This is a genomic window from Janibacter terrae NBRC 107853 (assembly GCF_001591405.1).
In the GTDB taxonomy this organism is placed as follows: domain Bacteria; phylum Actinomycetota; class Actinomycetes; order Actinomycetales; family Dermatophilaceae; genus Janibacter; species Janibacter terrae.
In genome coordinates this window covers 1,149,048-1,163,147 of sequence record NZ_BCUV01000007.1, presented here as the reverse complement: position 1 = coordinate 1,163,147, position 14,100 = coordinate 1,149,048, and the positions used below count along the sequence as shown (strand labels likewise).

Below are 14,100 nucleotides of genomic sequence, written 5' to 3'. Positions count from 1 at the left end.
GGTGCGGCGCACCGCCTCCCCCCTTCCTAGCGGAGTCGACCCCCGGAGGGAACCCTCACCCCGTGACGACGTGCGCACAGGACGCGAATGTCCCTGCCGGGCAATGCGGTTAGTGTCGAGAGCATGACTTCGTCCGCCGCCGCTCGTGAGTACGACATCGTCCTGGTCGGGGCCACCGGCTTCGTGGGGCGCCTTACCGCGGGCCACCTGCGCGACCACGCCCCGGAGGGGCTGCGCATCGCGCTCGCCGGCCGCTCCCGTGACCGTCTCGACGCGCTCGCCGCGGAGCTCGGCGGGCGGGCCGCCGAGTGGCCCCGGCTCGTCGTGGACCTCGCCGACCCGGGGGCCTGCACGGACCTGGCCGAGCACGCGCGCGTCGTCGCCACGACGGTCGGGCCGTACGCCCGGTACGGGCGGGAGCTCGTCAAGGCCTGTGCGGTGGCGGGCACCCACTACGCCGACCTGTCCGGCGAGGTGCTCTTCGTCCGCGACAGCGCCGAGGCCTTCCACGACCTGGCCCGCCGCACCGGTGCCCGGATCGTGCACTCCTGCGGCTTCGACTCCGTCCCGTCCGACCTCGCGGTCTGGGAGACCGCCCGGGTGGCCGCCGCCGAGGACGCCGGCGAGCTGACCGACACCGTGCTCTTCGTCCGGCGCCTCAAGGGCGGTCTCTCCGGCGGCACCATCGACTCGATGCGCACCCAGGTCATCGCGGCCAGCGAGTCCCCGGAGGACCGCCGGGCGATCGCCGACCCCTACGCCCTGAGCCCCGACCGGTCGGCGGAGCCGACCCGCGCCGACCGCGCGGGCGTGCCGACCGCCGGTGCCGCGCAGCGCGGCCGGGTCCGCAGCGTCCTCGGCCGCCTCGGCTCCCGTCTGCCGGTCCGGCGCACCGAGGACGGCCACTGGACCGGCCCCTTCATCATGGCCTCGTACAACACCCGGGTCGTGCGCCGCTCCAACGCGCTCCTGGGCTGGCGCTACGGACGCGCCTTCCGCTACCACGAGGTGACCGACTTCGGCACCCGCGCCAAGGCCCCCTTCGCGGCGACCGGCATGACGGTGGGCCTGCTCGGCCTCGTCGGCGGGCTCGCCTTCGGCCCGACGCGCAAGGTCGTCGACCGCTTCCTGCCCGCCCCGGGAGAGGGTCCCGACGAGGAGTCGCGGACCCGGGGCCGCTTCGCCGTCGAGGTGGTCGCGAGCACGACCACCGGCGCCCGGTACGCGACGACGGTCGCCGCCGACGCGGACCCGGGCTACAGCGGCACGGCGATCATGTTCGGTCAGGCCGCGCTCTGCCTCGCCCTCGACGACCTCGACAGCGAAGGGGGGGTCCTCACCCCCGCGGTCGCCATGGCTGCCCCGCTCGTCGAGCGCCTGCGCGCCCACGACTTCACGATCGAGACCACCCGCGTCCTCGACTGACGCGCGCCCGGCCCCGGCGAGCTACTCGTCGAGGCGGGCCTGTGGGACGGGCGCGTCGATGCCCTCGGCGAGCACGTCCCGTTGCCACGACTCGGTCCGGTAGCGGGTGACCCACCCCATGGACTCGTAGATGCCGTCCGCCCCGGTCGGGCTGTCGGCGTCGACCTCGAGGGAGACCCGGTTGCGGCCGCGCGCCGCGGCGTCGGCAATGACCGCGTGGAGCAGCGACTTGGCCACCCCGCGCCCGCGGGCCAGCCGGTGCACGCCGATGTAGTCGATGTAGGTGCCCTCGGTCCCCGACGCGTCGGGCGGCAGGACCGCCGCAGCGACGGCTCCGCCGGGGACCCACTGCCCCTCCATCTCGATGTCCGCGATCCACCAGTGGTCCCACCGGTGACCGGGCGCCTCGCGCAGCCGGGCGAGGAACTCCGGGAAGGACTCGCGGTAGGAGTTGAAGTGGTCCGCGAAGGACTCCTCGATCATCCGGTAGACCGCCTGCAGGTCGGCCGCCACCGGCGTGCCGTCCTCGCGCCGGGCCACCCGGCGCACGACGACGCCCTCGCGCCGGTGCGTCTCGAGCAGCTCCTCGTCGCCGGGCTGCGTGGGCCGCCTCATCTGCAGCCAGGTGCGGACGTGCTCGAACCCGTCGGCCGCGAGGAGACCCCGCAGGCGCTCGTCGTCCTCGTGCACAGACATGTCCAGCCGCGTGCCCCCGAGACCGCGACCGCGGGAGATCCTCAGGGCGACCTCCTCCGCCCAGGCGAGGACGGACGGCGCGAGCTGCTCCTCGACCTCGGCACCCAGCGCGGGGTCGGTCGTCAGGTCGATGTTGCAGCGACCGGCGGCGCGGTCGTGCACGCGGGCCCAGAGCCTGATCGCCCCGGCCGGGTCGACGACGACGACCTGGCGCCGCGTCCACGACGCCTCGCCCACGGCCTCGCTGGCGACGAGCTCCTCCTCCACCGCACCGGAGCCGTCCACGGCCTCCTTGGCGGTGGACACGAGGGCGATGAGGTCCTCGACGTCTCCCTCGTCGGGGACGCGGGTGGTCCACCCCTCGGGGAGACCCTCCGGGACGATCGGGAGGAAGCCGGTCTGCTGCTGCGGGCCGCCGCTCACGGGACGAGGCGACGCTGGCGGGGCAGGTACTCGGCGGCGGTGCGCTCGAGGTTGGCCTTGCGGGCTCGGGCGGCGTTGGGGCCCAGGAGCAGCGGGAGCTGCTCGAGTCGCTCGCGGGCGAATGCCCGCCGGGGACCGGAGGTCCACGTCCGGTCGAAGAGCCGCTTGGTCGCCGCGAGCGCGTCGGGCGAGCGCTCGGCGAGCTCACGCGCCAGCTCGGTCGCGGCCCCCACCGGGTCGTCGGCGAGGTCGGTGACGAGGCCGAGCTCGTGGGCCCGCTCCCCCGAGATCTTGGCGGCGGTCATCGACAGCTTCTTGGCGACATCGATACCGACGAGCTGGGACAGGGCGTGCACGCCCGACATGTCGGGGACGATCCCCCAGGCACCCTCGAGCACCGACCACGTCGAGTCCGGGCGGGCGATGCGGAAGTCGGCCGCCAGCGCGATCTGCAGCCCGCCACCGAGGCAGTGGCCGTGCACTGCCGCGATGACCGGCACCGGCAGCCGCCGGTAGGCCCACGGGGCCTCCTGGAAGGTGTTGGTCCCCCGCCACGGTCGCGGCACGAAGCGCCGCGCGATGCCGCGAGGGTCCTTCATCGCCGAGCCGAAGTCGAGCCCGGCGCAGAAGGCGTCCCCCTCACCCGAGATCACGACGGCGCGCAGCCGTCGGTCGGCACGCAGGCCGTGGGCGGTGGCGACGAGGTCGTCGAGCATGTCGAGCGTCAGCGCGTTGAGCTTGTCCGGCCGCGCGAGACGCACCTGGGCGATGCCCTCGTCGATGGAGGTGGTGATGTGCCGTGCCATGGCGTCCACCCTATGGCGCCGGGCACGACGAGAGGGCCCCGTCGGGTGACGGGGCCCTCTCTCGATCGGTGACGCGTCGATCACACGGTGTCGAGCAGCTTGCCGAGGATCGCCGAGACCTCCTTGGCGGAGTCGCTGCTCGCGGAGGTGACGAGGTAGGTCGTGCCACCGGACTCGCCGGCGCACTGCTGCGTGGAGCGCAGCGTGCCGCAGTGGTGGTCCCCGACCTTTTCGTCCTTGTCCCAGATCGCCTCGAAGTCGGCCGGCTTGACCGAGTCGGAGATGACGACCGAGATGGTGTCGCCGCCCTTGGTGTAGACCGCCGTCTCCTGGCCGCCCGCGTCCGAGGTCTGGCCCTTGGTCCAGCCGTCGAAGGAGTCGGGGAAGCTGGCGCCACCGCCGGCGCTCGTCGTCTCGCTCGAGGGCTCGCTCGTGGAGCTCTCCGTGGTCGACTCGGTGGTGGGCTCGCTCGTCGAGCTCTCCGTCGTCGACTCGGTGGTCGAGCTCGGCGTCGTCGACTCGCTCGACGTCACCGACGAGGTGGTCGTGCTCGAGGACTCGTCGTCGTCGCCGCGGGCGATGAGGAAGCCACCGATGCAGCACAGGAGCAGCAGGAGCGCCACGCCGCCGGCGATGCCGGCGAGCAGGCCCTTGCCCATGCCCTTCTTCGGCGGCTGCCCGCCGGGCCCACCGGGGCCGGGACCGCCGTAGCCCTGACCGGGCAGCGGTCCGGTGTACCCCTGGCCGGGGGGCGGCGGTCCGGTGTACCCCTGGCCCGGGGAGTTGAACTGACCGGACGGCGGCTGCGTCTGGCCGAAGTTTCCGCTACCGGGCGGCGGTGGGACGTTCGGGCCGCTCGGACCCCCTGCTGATGGTGTCGACATGGGGTTATCGTCACACAATCCGGGCCGGCGCGACACGGATCGTCGTGGGGACACACGCAAGGGCGGGACTCCCCCTGCGGAGTCCCGCCCTGCGGTCAACCCCGGGACCCCCTGCGGGTCCCGCGTCGGTGCCATCCGAGGATCCCCATCCCGTCTGACACCGATGAATCTACGAGCCGGCCGAGGTGCCGGTCGATGGGGAGAAGTACCCATCCCTGCGGGGGTCTTCCGGACGGACGAAGGGGGGCGGTCCCCCCTTCGCCGATCAGGCCTCGAGCAGGGACTTGAGGCGGGAGAGGGTCTGGGCCATGCCGAGCTCGAGCTCGCGGTCGAAGGACTCGACGCCGCCCAGGACCTTGTCCTGCAGCGTGCGGGAGACCTGGGTCGTGCCGTCCGGCGCCTCGCGGCTGTGGACGACCTTCGTACCGCCAGAACCGTTGGGGGACAACGAGAAGGACCAGATCGCCGCGTTCTCCTTGACGCGGAACGCGAACTCCTTCGAGGGCTCGAAGCGCACGACCTTGGCGCGGGTGGGCCACACGAGCAGACCGCGTCGGTTGAGGTTGACCATGCGGGTGCCCAGGCCCACGGGCCGGTCGCCGACGATGTGGGTGCGCAGCACCTGGGGGCTCAGGCCACCGTGGGCCCGTGGGTCGGCGACGACGCGCCACACCGCCTCGGGCGTCGCGTCGATGTCGATCTCGGACGTCAGGAGCGGGGCGTTCTGCGTGGTCGTCATGGGGTGAGCCTAGGCAGCCGCGGGTGCCGTCGAGGTCGGGACGGCGTCGAGCCTGGGGGAGGATGTCCGGCGTGATCCCCCCTTCGTCCCGGACCGCGTCCACCGCTCGGCCGGTCGGGGTCGCGCTGGCCGCGCTCGTGCTCGGCGGCGTGGGGATCGGCATCACCGAGTTCGTCACCATGGGTCTCCTGCCGGAGATCGCCGAGGGCATCCGCACGACGATCCCCCGCGCCGGCCACACGATCTCGGCGTACGCGCTCGGCGTCGTCATCGGGGCGCCGGTCATCGCGGTCTTCGGCAACCGGCTGCCCCGGCGCGAGCTGCTCGTCGGGCTCATGATCCTCTTCGCCATCGGCAACGCGCTGAGCGCGCTGGCCAGCGGCTACGGCGTGCTCATGCTCGCCCGGTTCATCAGCGGCATCCCGCACGGGGCCTTCTTCGGCATCGCCTCGATCGTCGCCTTCGACATCGTGGCGGTCGGGCGCGGCGGGTGGGCGGTCAGCCGGATCATGCTCGGCATCCCCGTCGCCAACGTCGCCGGCGTCCCCTTCGCCACCTGGCTCGGGCAGCAGACCGGGTGGCGCTCCGCGTACTGGTTCGTCGCGGCGACCGGCGTCCTCACCGCCGTGCTCGTCCAGCTCCTCGTCCCGCACCAGGCCGCCGACCGGGAGGCGCGGGTGCGCAGCGAGCTCGCCGCCTTCAAGGACTCCCAGGTGTGGCTCACCCTGCTCGTGGGCTCGATCGGGTTCGGCGGCGTCTTCGCGATGTACTCCTACATCTCGCCGATCCTGCGCAACCAGACCGGCCTGCCGGCCGACGCCGTCCCGGTCTACCTCTTCGTCTACGGCGTCGGCGGTCTCGTCGGCACCGTCGTCGCCGGGCGCCTCGTCGACCGCTCCGTGCTGCGCACCCTCGTCGGGTCGACCATCGCGACCGGGCTCTCCCTCGCCGCCTTCGCCCGGGCCGCCGACTCGCCGGTCCCCGCCGCCGTCGTGCTGCTGCTGATCTGCATCTCGGTCTCGGCCTTCGTGCTCGCGCTGCAGCTGCGGCTCATGGAGGTCGCCGGCCGCGCCCGCACGCTCGGGGCCGCCGGCAACCACGCCGCGCTCAACATCGCCAACGCGCTCGGCGCCTGGCTCGGCGGTGTCGTCCTCGCCGCCGGCTGGGGCTGGCAGGCGCCCTCGCTCGTCGGCGCGGGCCTGTCCGCCGCCGGCCTGCTCGTGCTGCTCCTGTCGCTTCGGGTCCACCGGCGGCGCACGACCTTGGACTGAGGGCACCCTTCGAGACGGTCGCTGCGCGACCTCCTCAGGGAACGCCCTTCGAGACGGTCGCTGCGCGACCTCCTCAGGGAGCGGGCGGGGTCCTCCTCAGGGAGCGCGTGGGGGCGGGCTCCTAGAGTCGGGCCATGCGCCATCCCGACATCCGGCCCGCGACCGCCGCGGACGTGCCCGACATCCTCCGCCTCGTCCACGACCTCGCCGAGTACGAGCGCGAGCCCGACGCCGTCGAGGCGACCGAGGCCGACTTCGTGGCGGCGCTCTTCCCCGATGAGGGCACCCCGAGCGCCGCCTGCCATGTCGCAGTAGGAGGCGAAGGGGAGGAGCGTCGCGTCGTCGGGATCGCGCTGTGGTTCCTCACCTTCTCGACGTGGACCGGCAAGAACGGCATCCACCTCGAGGACCTGTACGTCGAGCCCGCGCACCGCGGGTCCGGCCTGGGCAAGGCGCTGCTCCTGACGCTCGCCGACGAGTGCCGCGCCCGCGGCTACCGACGACTGGAGTGGACCGTGCTGCGGTGGAACACCCCGTCCATCGAGTTCTACGAGTCGCTCGGCGCGAGCCCCCAGAGCGAGTGGGAGACCTACCGGCTCGACGGCGACGGCCTGGACCTGTGACAGCGTGAGCACCATGCAGCGACCCCGCACCGCGTCCGGCACCGTGACGATCGCCGTCGACCCGATGACGGCGTGGGAGGCGGTCAGCGACATCACCCAGATGGGTCGGTGGAGCCCGGAGAACACCGGCGGCCGGACCGCCACGGACGGCCCGGTCACCGTCGGCAGCTCCTTCGTCGGGCGCAACCGCCGCGGTCGGGCGCGGTGGACGACCGAGTGCACCGTCACCGCCGCCGACCCGGGCGAGCGCTTCGCCTTCCGTGTCCACCGCATCGGCGGCAGGCGCCCGGTCCTCGCCGCGGCCATCGCAACGTGGGAGTACCGCTTCGAGCCGGTCGCCGGCGGCACCCTCGTCACCGAGACGTGGACCGACGACCGGCGCTGGCCCGACGGCGTGGCGCGCGTCTTCGACCGCGTCGTGACCGGCGGGCGGACCTTCGCCGAGTACCAGCCGGGGAACATCCGCCGCACCCTCGACCGCCTCAAGGTCGAGCTCGAAGGAGCCTGACCCGGCCCCACGACGGGATGCGGGGGTCCCCCCTTCGTCCTGCCACGAGGAACCGACCACGACCCGACCCCTGGTGCCTGTCATAGTGGGCGGGTTCAGCGCACGCGTCTTGGGAGGCACCCGGTGAGTCAGTACGTCCACATGTTCAGCGAAGGCGATCGCGACCAGAAGGACCTCCTCGGCGGCAAGGGGGCCAACCTCGCCGAGATGGTCAAGCTGGGTCTGCCGGTCCCCCCGGGCTTCACGATCACGACCGAGGCCTGCCGGGCCTACCTCACCGAGGGACGCGTCCCGCCCGAGGTGCGGGTCGAGGTGACCCAGCGGCTGCGCGACGTCGAGGACCTCATCGGCCGCACGCTCGGCGACTCCGAGGAGCCGCTGCTGCTCTCCGTGCGCTCCGGGGCGAAGTTCTCGATGCCCGGCATGATGGAGACCGTCCTCAACGTCGGGCTCAACGACGACACGGTGCAGTCGCTGGCCTCCTTCGCCGGTGACGAGCGCTTCGCGTGGGACTCCTACCGCCGCCTCATCCAGATGTTCGGCAAGACGGTGCTCGACATCGACTCCGAGCGCTTCTCCGACGTGCTCGACGCCCACAAGCAGGAGGCCGGGGTCGAGGCCGACGTCGACCTCACCGCGGACCACCTCAAGGCCGTCGTCGCCGAGTTCAAGCAGATCGTCCTCGACGAGACGGGCAACCCCTTCCCGCAGACGCCGCGCCGTCAGGTCGACATGGCGATCGAGGCCGTCTTCCGCAGCTGGAACACCGAGCGCGCCCAGCTCTACCGCCGCCGCGAGCGCATCGCCGACGACCTCGGCACCGCGGTCAACGTGCAGGCCATGGTCTTCGGCAACCTCGGCGACACCTCCGGCACCGGCGTCTGCTTCACCCGCGACCCCTCCTCCGGCCACTCCGGCGTGTACGGCGACTACCTGCCCAACGCCCAGGGCGAGGACGTCGTCGCCGGCATCCGCAACACGCTCGCGCTCACCGACCTCGAGGACCGTGACCCGGCCGCCTACCGGGAGCTGCGCACCGCGATGCGCCGTCTCGAGACGCACTACCGCGACCTGTGCGACATCGAGTTCACCATCGAGCGCGGCAAGCTGTGGATGCTGCAGACCCGTGTCGGCAAGCGCACCGCCGGCGCCGCCTTCCGCATCGCCACGCAGCTCGTCGACGAGGCCCTCATCACGATGGACGAGGCGCTCGAGCGCGTGACCGGCGAGCAGCTGGGCCAGCTGCTCTTCCCGCAGTTCGACCGCGAGGCCAAGCGCACCCTCATCGCGACCGGCATGGGCGCCTCCCCGGGCGCCGCCGTCGGCGCGGTGGCCTTCGACAACGCCAGCGCCGAGGCCAAGCAGGCCGAGGGCAGCTCGGTCATCCTCGTGCGCCGCGAGACCTCCCCCGAGGACCTGCCCGGCATGATCGCCGCGGCCGGTATCCTCACCGCGCGTGGTGGCAAGACCTCGCACGCGGCCGTCGTCGCGCGCGGCATGGGCAAGTGCGCCGTGGTCGGCGCCGAGGACCTCGTCGTCGACGTGGCCGCCAAGGAGATCCGGGTCGGCGAGCACGTCGTCCGCGAGGGCGACACCCTGGCCATCGACGGCAAGACCGGTGAGGTCTTCCTCGGTGACGTACACGTCGTCGACTCCCCCGTCATGACCTACATCTCGCAGGGCGTCGAGGCCGCCGTCACGATCGCCGACGACGACGAGACCCGCGAGCTCATCGAGGCCGTCGACCGCGTGCTGCAGCACGCCGACGCCCGCCGCCGCCTGCGCGTGCGCGCCAACGCCGACACCGGTGAGGACGCCAAGCGTGCCCGCGACCGCGGCGCCGAGGGCATCGGGCTGTGCCGCACCGAGCACCAGTTCCTCGGGGACCGGCGCCAGCAGATCGAGCGGGTCGTGCTCGCCGAGGCCGACGAGGAGCGCGAGGCCGCGCTGGCGGAGCTGCTGCCGGCGCAGGTCGAGGACTTCGTCGACCTGCTCACCGCGATGGACGGGCTGCCCACGACGATCCGTCTCATCGACCCGCCGCTGCACGAGTTCCTGCCCGACCTCACCGACCTGACCGTCGAGGTCGCCCTGGCCGACGAGCGGGGCGAGAGCGGCCCGGAGGTCGAGCGGACGCGGGCGCTGCGTGACGCGGTGCGCGCGATCCACGAGTCCAACCCGATGCTCGGTCTGCGCGGCGTGCGCCTCGGGCTGAAGATCCCGGGCCTCTTCGGCCTGCAGATCCGCGCGATCGCCGAGGCCGTCGTGCGTCTGCGCGAGGAGGGCAAGGACCCGCAGCCGGAGATCATGGTCCCGCTCATCGGCTCCAACCGGGAGCTCGTCATCGTGCGGCGCCAGGCGGAGGAGATCATCGCCGAGGTCGCCGAGGCCCACAACCAGTCGATCGAGATCCCGATCGGCTGCATGATCGAGCTGCCGCGCGCCGCCCTCACGGCCAACCGCATCGCGCAGACCGCCGACTTCTTCTCCTTCGGCACCAACGACCTGACGCAGACGACGTGGGGCTTCTCCCGCGACGACGTCGAGACCGCCTTCTTCCCGAAGTACCTCGAGAACGGCGTCCTCACCATCTCCCCCTTCGAGACCCTGGACGCGATCGGCGTCGGCGAGCTCGTGCGGATCGGTGTGGAGAAGGGCCGCTCGACCAAGGCCGACCTCAAGACCGGCGTCTGCGGCGAGCACGGCGGCGACCCGGAGTCGATCCACTTCTTCCACGACGCGGGTCTGGACTACGTGAGCTGCTCCCCCTTCCGCGTGCCGGTCGCGCGGTTGGAGGCTGGTCGCGCGGTCGTGCTCAAGGACGACGTCGGCACGCGCTGAGCGCACGGGCACGACGAAGGGGAGGCCCCGCACCTGGTCAGGTGCGGGGCCTCCCCTTCGTCGTGCCGCCCGGGCTGGATCACCCCCGGGCGGGGGATGCTCAGCGCGTGGAGAGGAGGGGGTGGAAGCGGTCGGCCATCCGCTGGTCGTACGGCGCGTGGTACGCGGGGCCGGAGGTGGCCGAGGCGGCGGGGCCGCGCGTGCTGCGGGTCTCGTCCTGGGACATGGCGGCGAGCTCCGCGGCCATGCGGTGGTGGTCGGCGTCCGGGCCGGCCCCCCAGTGGCGGTTGGCGGCGGGACGCAGGGCGTTGATGTAGGTCATCCAGAGCTTCTCCATGTCGATAATCTTGCTCCCTTCAACTATTTTTATCCAATTCAGTTTTATACATGTTCGTGCAGTTTTGCTTCACGATCGGCTAGGGTGCGGGGCATGGTCGACGCGCACCGGCTCCGGATCTTCTTGTCCGTCATGGCCTCCGGCTCGGTGGGGGCGGCCGCGGGGCACCTGGGGTACTCCCCGTCGGCCGTGAGCCAGCAGATCGCCGCCCTGCAGAAGGAGACCGGGCTCACACTCTTCACCCGCCACGGTCGCGGGATCCAGCCGACCCCGGCCGCGCACACGCTCGCCGCGGAGAGCGAGCGGCTCATGGTCGAGCTGAAACGTGTCGATGCCGTCGTCGACGACCTGCGCGCAGGGAGCACCGGCTCGCTGTCGATCGGGTACTTCGCGTCGGCCGGGTCCCGGTGGATGCCGCAGCTGGCCAAGCGGCTCCAGTCGAAGCTGCCCGAGCTCACCCTGCAGATGGTGCTCACCGAGGGCTACCCGCCCGGCGAGGCGCCGCCGGTCGACATCGACGTCGTGCCCGACGACCCGACGACCTCGATCCGGCCGGGGTACCTCGTCACACCGCTCATGACCGACCACTTCGTCGCGCTCGTGCCCGCCGACCACCGGCTCGCCGGGCGGCGGCGCGTCGAGCTGGCCGAGCTGGCCGAGGACCCGTGGATCAGCAACGACATCTCCGCCGGCATCACCCAGGAGATGGTCGACCGCGCCTGCCGCGCAGCCGGGTTCCGGCCGCGGTACAGGGTCGAGGCGCAGGACCACTACACGGCGACCGCCTTCGTCGCAGCCGGTGTGGGCATCACCGTGGTCCCCGACCTCGCCGCCCGCACGATCCCCAAGACCGTGCGGCGGCTGCGCCTGACCAACCCCAACCCCGTGCGCGACATCGTCGCGCTGACCGCGCCCGTGGCCAAGACCAACGAGGCCGCCCGCCTCGCGGTGGAGATGCTCCAGCAGATCGCCGCGGCGTCGGCTCGGCGGGGGTGACCCGCCACATACGCCTCAGGTTTATCGGGTCACCCGATAAACCTCGCCTTCGCAAGGGTTTAAAACTCGTGCGAACCCGTAAGAAGTCTTGCTGAGCGTCTCCTCCCCCTTCGTCCACAGTGGTCGGAGCGGGCGGCAGGCCTTGCGTGCCAAGGTGTCCACACGACCACGACGAAGGGGGATGACGTGACGGCTTTCGGGATCGGCCGCGACCGCGAGGCGGACATCGCGGAGATGGCCGACCGGGTCATGCAGGGGGCGAGCGCGTGGTCCAACCGGCGCACGCGGACGGCCGAGCGGTCCATCGCGCAGCTCGTCGACGACACCCGCACGCGGTACGACCGGGAGTGCGCGGGGTGGGCGATCCTGAGCATCCTCGCCGAGCGGGTCGGCCTGGCCTTCGAGCGCGGCTGGCAGCCCGTCGACCTGCACCGCCACGTCACCCGCTCCACCAAGGCGCCGGCCGCGTCCCTGCTCGGCGACGCGATGGCGTACCACCTTCGCCCCTACGCCCGGGCCACGGTCGACCCCGACTGGTGGACCCAGATGGAGGCGATCGGGGCGAGCGTCTGGTGGCCGGACCACGAGAGCTACCCGGCGGCGCGCGGTGCCCGCGACTCCTGGCCCGAGGTGGTCCGGGGCGCGGTCGAGCTCATCGCGGCGATCTGGGGTGTGCCCCGGATCGAGCAGATCGGCCCGCTCCCGGGACAGGCCCACCCCTCCTCCCGTCGGCCCTCCTCGCACGTCGACGCACGCGTCCTCGAGCGGGTGCGGGCCCTGCTCGCCAAGGCGGAGTCGACGACCTTCGAGGCGGAGGCGGAGACCTTCACCGCGGGCGCCCAGGCGCTCATGGCCCGCCACAGCATCGACGCGGCCCTGCTCGCGGCGAGCACGCCCACGTCCGACGCCCCGGGCCTGCGACGGGTCGGGATCGAGGGGCCCTACGAGTCCCCCAAGGTCTCGCTCCTCTCCGGCATCGCCGCCGCCAACGCCGCCCGCGCCGTGTGGACCAAGGACCTCGGGTACGCCACCCTCATCGGGCACCACGACGACCTCGACGCCGTCGAGACGCTCTTCACCTCGCTGCTCGTGCAGGCGACCACGGCGATGGCCCAGCACGGTCAGCGCACCGACGCGCGCGGTCGCTCACGGACGGCTGCCTTCCGCCGGTCCTTCCTCGTCGCCTTCGCCCACCGCATCGGCGAGCGGCTGCGGGAGGTCGTGGACGCCGAGGTCGCCACCGCTGCCGGGGAACGCCACGGGTCGACGGGCACGGACCTCGTCCCGCTGCTCGAGCAGCGCAGGGAGGCCGTCGACGACGCCGTCGACGAGCACTTCCCGTACCTGCGCGCCGCGCGCTCCACGACGGTCAGCGACGGCGAAGGGTGGTTCTCCGGCCAGGCGGCAGCCGACCGGGCGTCGTTGAGCGGGGGCGGTGCCGTGGAGGGACGGCACTGACCCCGGTCGAGGTATTGGCGACCGCCTATCCGGTCCGCGGCCCTTCGACCCCTGATACCTCGACCCACTCCTCGCGCAGGATCGCGTAGGTGTAGCCGTCGACCCAGCCGAGCTCGGCGTGCCACGAGTCCTTGACCCCGTGCTGCTCACGCCGCATGCCGACCCGCTCCATGACCCGCCACGAGGGGGTGTTGTCGGCGAAGCAGCCCGCCGTCACGCGGTGCAGCCCGAGGTCGTCGAAGGCGATCGACAGCAGGGCGCGGGCGAGGTGCGTCCCGTGGCCGCGGCCCGCGTGGGCCGGGTCGATCGTGTAGCCGATGCTGCCCTGGGCCCGTCGCCAGATCGGCTCGCCGGCGTGCACCTGACCCATCGCGTCCGCGATGTCGAGCGAACCCGTGCCCACGAGCTGCCCGTCGACGTGCGCCGCGACCCCGATGCTGTCCGGGTCCTCGGCGAGCCAGCTGCGGGCGTACGTCACCGGATCGACGGTGGTGAGCAGGAGCCAGCGCGTCACCTCGGGGCTGTTGCGCCACGTGAGCGCCTGCTCGATGTCCTCGGCCGCCGGAGGGCGGAGGGAGAGCGGCCCGGCTTGCCGGGGCCAGACCATCTCAGGCACCAGCGCCCCAGGATCGCTCGACGAGCTCGCGCAGCACGGACTCGTCGACGTCCGACATCCGCTTGACGTAGAGGCAGCCCTTGCCGGTCGTGTGCGTGCCCAGGCGCTCGAGCAGGTCCCCGTTGGACCCGTAGAAGGTCAACCCGTAGAAGGTCAGCGCCGCCTTGCGCGGGGCGAGCCCGACCCTGAACCACTCGTGCTCCTTGCCGTCGGCCGTCGTGTACGGCTGGGTGCCGAAGCCGATCATCGACGGCCCCCAGACGACCGGCTCCACGCCGGTCACCTCGCGCACGAGCGCGATCGCCTGCTCGGCGTCAGCCCGGCGCCGCTCGTCCTCGACCCCCGCGATGAGCTCGTCGGCAGAGGCATCGGTCGGCTTGGTCTTGCGGTCGTCGGCCATACGAGGAGGGTAGGGCTGTGAGGTGTCCGCCGTGGTCAGGCTCATCGTCTCTCACTTCAGTCCTCGGCGCGGTTCCT

14 protein-coding genes are annotated in these 14,100 nt (G+C 72.5%); 7 read left to right on the top strand and 7 right to left on the bottom strand.

What is annotated here, in order from left to right; translation table 11 throughout:
- Nucleotides 1-123: 123 nt before the first annotated feature.
- Complete coding sequence (locus tag JT1_RS15280; RefSeq protein ID WP_068328427.1) at nucleotides 124-1,425, top strand: saccharopine dehydrogenase family protein; 1,302 nt, start codon at nucleotides 124-126, stop codon at nucleotides 1,423-1,425.
- 21 nt (nucleotides 1,426-1,446) lie between these two features.
- Here the strand turns inward: JT1_RS15280 and JT1_RS15275 are convergent, their stop codons facing one another.
- From JT1_RS15275 to JT1_RS15260, 4 genes are all read right to left on the bottom strand, one after another.
- Nucleotides 1,447-2,544 (bottom strand): GNAT family N-acetyltransferase, encoded by a 1,098-nt coding sequence (locus tag JT1_RS15275; RefSeq protein ID WP_068328424.1) that lies wholly within the window; start codon nucleotides 2,542-2,544, stop codon nucleotides 1,447-1,449.
- Nucleotides 2,541-3,350, bottom strand: a complete 810-nt coding sequence (locus JT1_RS15270; protein ID WP_068328420.1) for a crotonase/enoyl-CoA hydratase family protein — start codon at nucleotides 3,348-3,350, stop codon at nucleotides 2,541-2,543. The genes JT1_RS15275 and JT1_RS15270 overlap by 4 nt, the downstream gene beginning before the upstream one ends.
- An 80-nt stretch (nucleotides 3,351-3,430) precedes the next feature.
- Complete coding sequence (locus JT1_RS15265; protein ID WP_082807706.1) at nucleotides 3,431-4,234, bottom strand: hypothetical protein; 804 nt, start codon at nucleotides 4,232-4,234, stop codon at nucleotides 3,431-3,433.
- Between the two features lie 265 nt (nucleotides 4,235-4,499).
- Nucleotides 4,500-4,973 carry an SRPBCC family protein gene (locus JT1_RS15260; RefSeq protein ID WP_068328415.1) on the bottom strand — a complete coding sequence of 158 codons (474 nt, stop codon included), beginning with the start codon at nucleotides 4,971-4,973 and terminating at the stop codon, nucleotides 4,500-4,502.
- Between the two features lie 62 nt (nucleotides 4,974-5,035).
- On the opposite strand from JT1_RS15260, the gene JT1_RS15255 reads away from it, so the two are divergent.
- The 4 genes from JT1_RS15255 to ppdK all read left to right on the top strand — a co-directional run bounded on the left by JT1_RS15255 (nucleotide 5,036) and on the right by ppdK (nucleotide 10,216).
- The gene (locus JT1_RS15255) at nucleotides 5,036-6,244 is read left to right on the top strand and encodes an MFS transporter (protein ID WP_068328413.1); all 1,209 of its coding nucleotides are present in this window, start codon (nucleotides 5,036-5,038) and stop codon (nucleotides 6,242-6,244) included.
- 134 nt (nucleotides 6,245-6,378) lie between these two features.
- Complete coding sequence (locus JT1_RS15250) at nucleotides 6,379-6,867, top strand: GNAT family N-acetyltransferase (RefSeq protein ID WP_068328411.1); 489 nt, start codon at nucleotides 6,379-6,381, stop codon at nucleotides 6,865-6,867.
- A 13-nt stretch (nucleotides 6,868-6,880) separates the two neighbouring features.
- Nucleotides 6,881-7,375: an SRPBCC family protein gene (locus tag JT1_RS15245; RefSeq protein ID WP_068329377.1), complete on the top strand. Its 495-nt coding sequence runs from the start codon at nucleotides 6,881-6,883 to the stop codon at nucleotides 7,373-7,375.
- A gap of 123 nt (nucleotides 7,376-7,498) precedes the next feature.
- Nucleotides 7,499-10,216 (top strand): pyruvate, phosphate dikinase, encoded by a 2,718-nt coding sequence (gene ppdK, locus JT1_RS15240; RefSeq protein ID WP_068328408.1) that lies wholly within the window; start codon nucleotides 7,499-7,501, stop codon nucleotides 10,214-10,216.
- Between the two features lie 100 nt (nucleotides 10,217-10,316).
- On the opposite strand, the gene JT1_RS15235 is transcribed toward ppdK, so the two are convergent.
- The gene (locus JT1_RS15235) at nucleotides 10,317-10,553 is read right to left on the bottom strand and encodes a hypothetical protein (protein ID WP_068328404.1); all 237 of its coding nucleotides are present in this window, start codon (nucleotides 10,551-10,553) and stop codon (nucleotides 10,317-10,319) included.
- A 93-nt stretch (nucleotides 10,554-10,646) separates the two neighbouring features.
- Here JT1_RS15235 and JT1_RS15230 point away from each other — a divergent pair, with 93 nt between their 5' ends.
- Both JT1_RS15230 and JT1_RS15225 read left to right on the top strand, forming a co-directional pair.
- Nucleotides 10,647-11,549 (top strand): LysR family transcriptional regulator, encoded by a 903-nt coding sequence (locus JT1_RS15230; RefSeq protein ID WP_068328402.1) that lies wholly within the window; start codon nucleotides 10,647-10,649, stop codon nucleotides 11,547-11,549.
- Nucleotides 11,550-11,735: 186 nt separating this feature from the next.
- A complete protein-coding gene (locus JT1_RS15225) occupies nucleotides 11,736-13,007 on the top strand; it encodes a DUF2786 domain-containing protein (RefSeq protein WP_068328400.1) in 1,272 nt (423 codons plus the stop codon).
- 25 nt (nucleotides 13,008-13,032) lie between these two features.
- Here the strand turns inward: JT1_RS15225 and JT1_RS15220 are convergent, their stop codons facing one another.
- Nucleotides 13,033-13,614, bottom strand: a complete 582-nt coding sequence (locus tag JT1_RS15220; protein ID WP_068328395.1) for a GNAT family N-acetyltransferase — start codon at nucleotides 13,612-13,614, stop codon at nucleotides 13,033-13,035.
- A 1-nt stretch (nucleotide 13,615) separates the two neighbouring features.
- Complete coding sequence (locus JT1_RS15215) at nucleotides 13,616-14,023, bottom strand: DUF1801 domain-containing protein (RefSeq protein ID WP_068328393.1); 408 nt, start codon at nucleotides 14,021-14,023, stop codon at nucleotides 13,616-13,618.
- Between the last annotated feature and the right edge of the window lie 77 nt (nucleotides 14,024-14,100).

Bases quoted from the DNA above. Each gene is read 5' to 3' on its own strand.
- JT1_RS15280 (WP_068328427.1), top strand. From the start codon at position 124: ATGACTTCGTCCGCCGCCGCTCGTGAGTACGACATCGTCCTGGTCGGG.
- JT1_RS15270 (WP_068328420.1), bottom strand. From the start codon at position 3,350: ATGGCACGGCACATCACCACCTCCATCGACGAGGGCATCGCCCAGGTG.
- JT1_RS15265 (WP_082807706.1), bottom strand. From the start codon at position 4,234: ATGTCGACACCATCAGCAGGGGGTCCGAGCGGCCCGAACGTCCCACCG.
- JT1_RS15260 (WP_068328415.1), bottom strand. From the start codon at position 4,973: ATGACGACCACGCAGAACGCCCCGCTCCTGACGTCCGAGATCGACATC.
- JT1_RS15255 (WP_068328413.1), top strand. From the start codon at position 5,036: ATGTCCGGCGTGATCCCCCCTTCGTCCCGGACCGCGTCCACCGCTCGG.
- JT1_RS15250 (WP_068328411.1), top strand. From the start codon at position 6,379: ATGCGCCATCCCGACATCCGGCCCGCGACCGCCGCGGACGTGCCCGAC.
- JT1_RS15245 (WP_068329377.1), top strand. From the start codon at position 6,881: ATGCAGCGACCCCGCACCGCGTCCGGCACCGTGACGATCGCCGTCGAC.
- JT1_RS15235 (WP_068328404.1), bottom strand. From the start codon at position 10,553: ATGGAGAAGCTCTGGATGACCTACATCAACGCCCTGCGTCCCGCCGCC.
- JT1_RS15230 (WP_068328402.1), top strand. From the start codon at position 10,647: ATGGTCGACGCGCACCGGCTCCGGATCTTCTTGTCCGTCATGGCCTCC.
- JT1_RS15220 (WP_068328395.1), bottom strand. From the start codon at position 13,614: ATGGTCTGGCCCCGGCAAGCCGGGCCGCTCTCCCTCCGCCCTCCGGCG.
- JT1_RS15215 (WP_068328393.1), bottom strand. From the start codon at position 14,023: ATGGCCGACGACCGCAAGACCAAGCCGACCGATGCCTCTGCCGACGAG.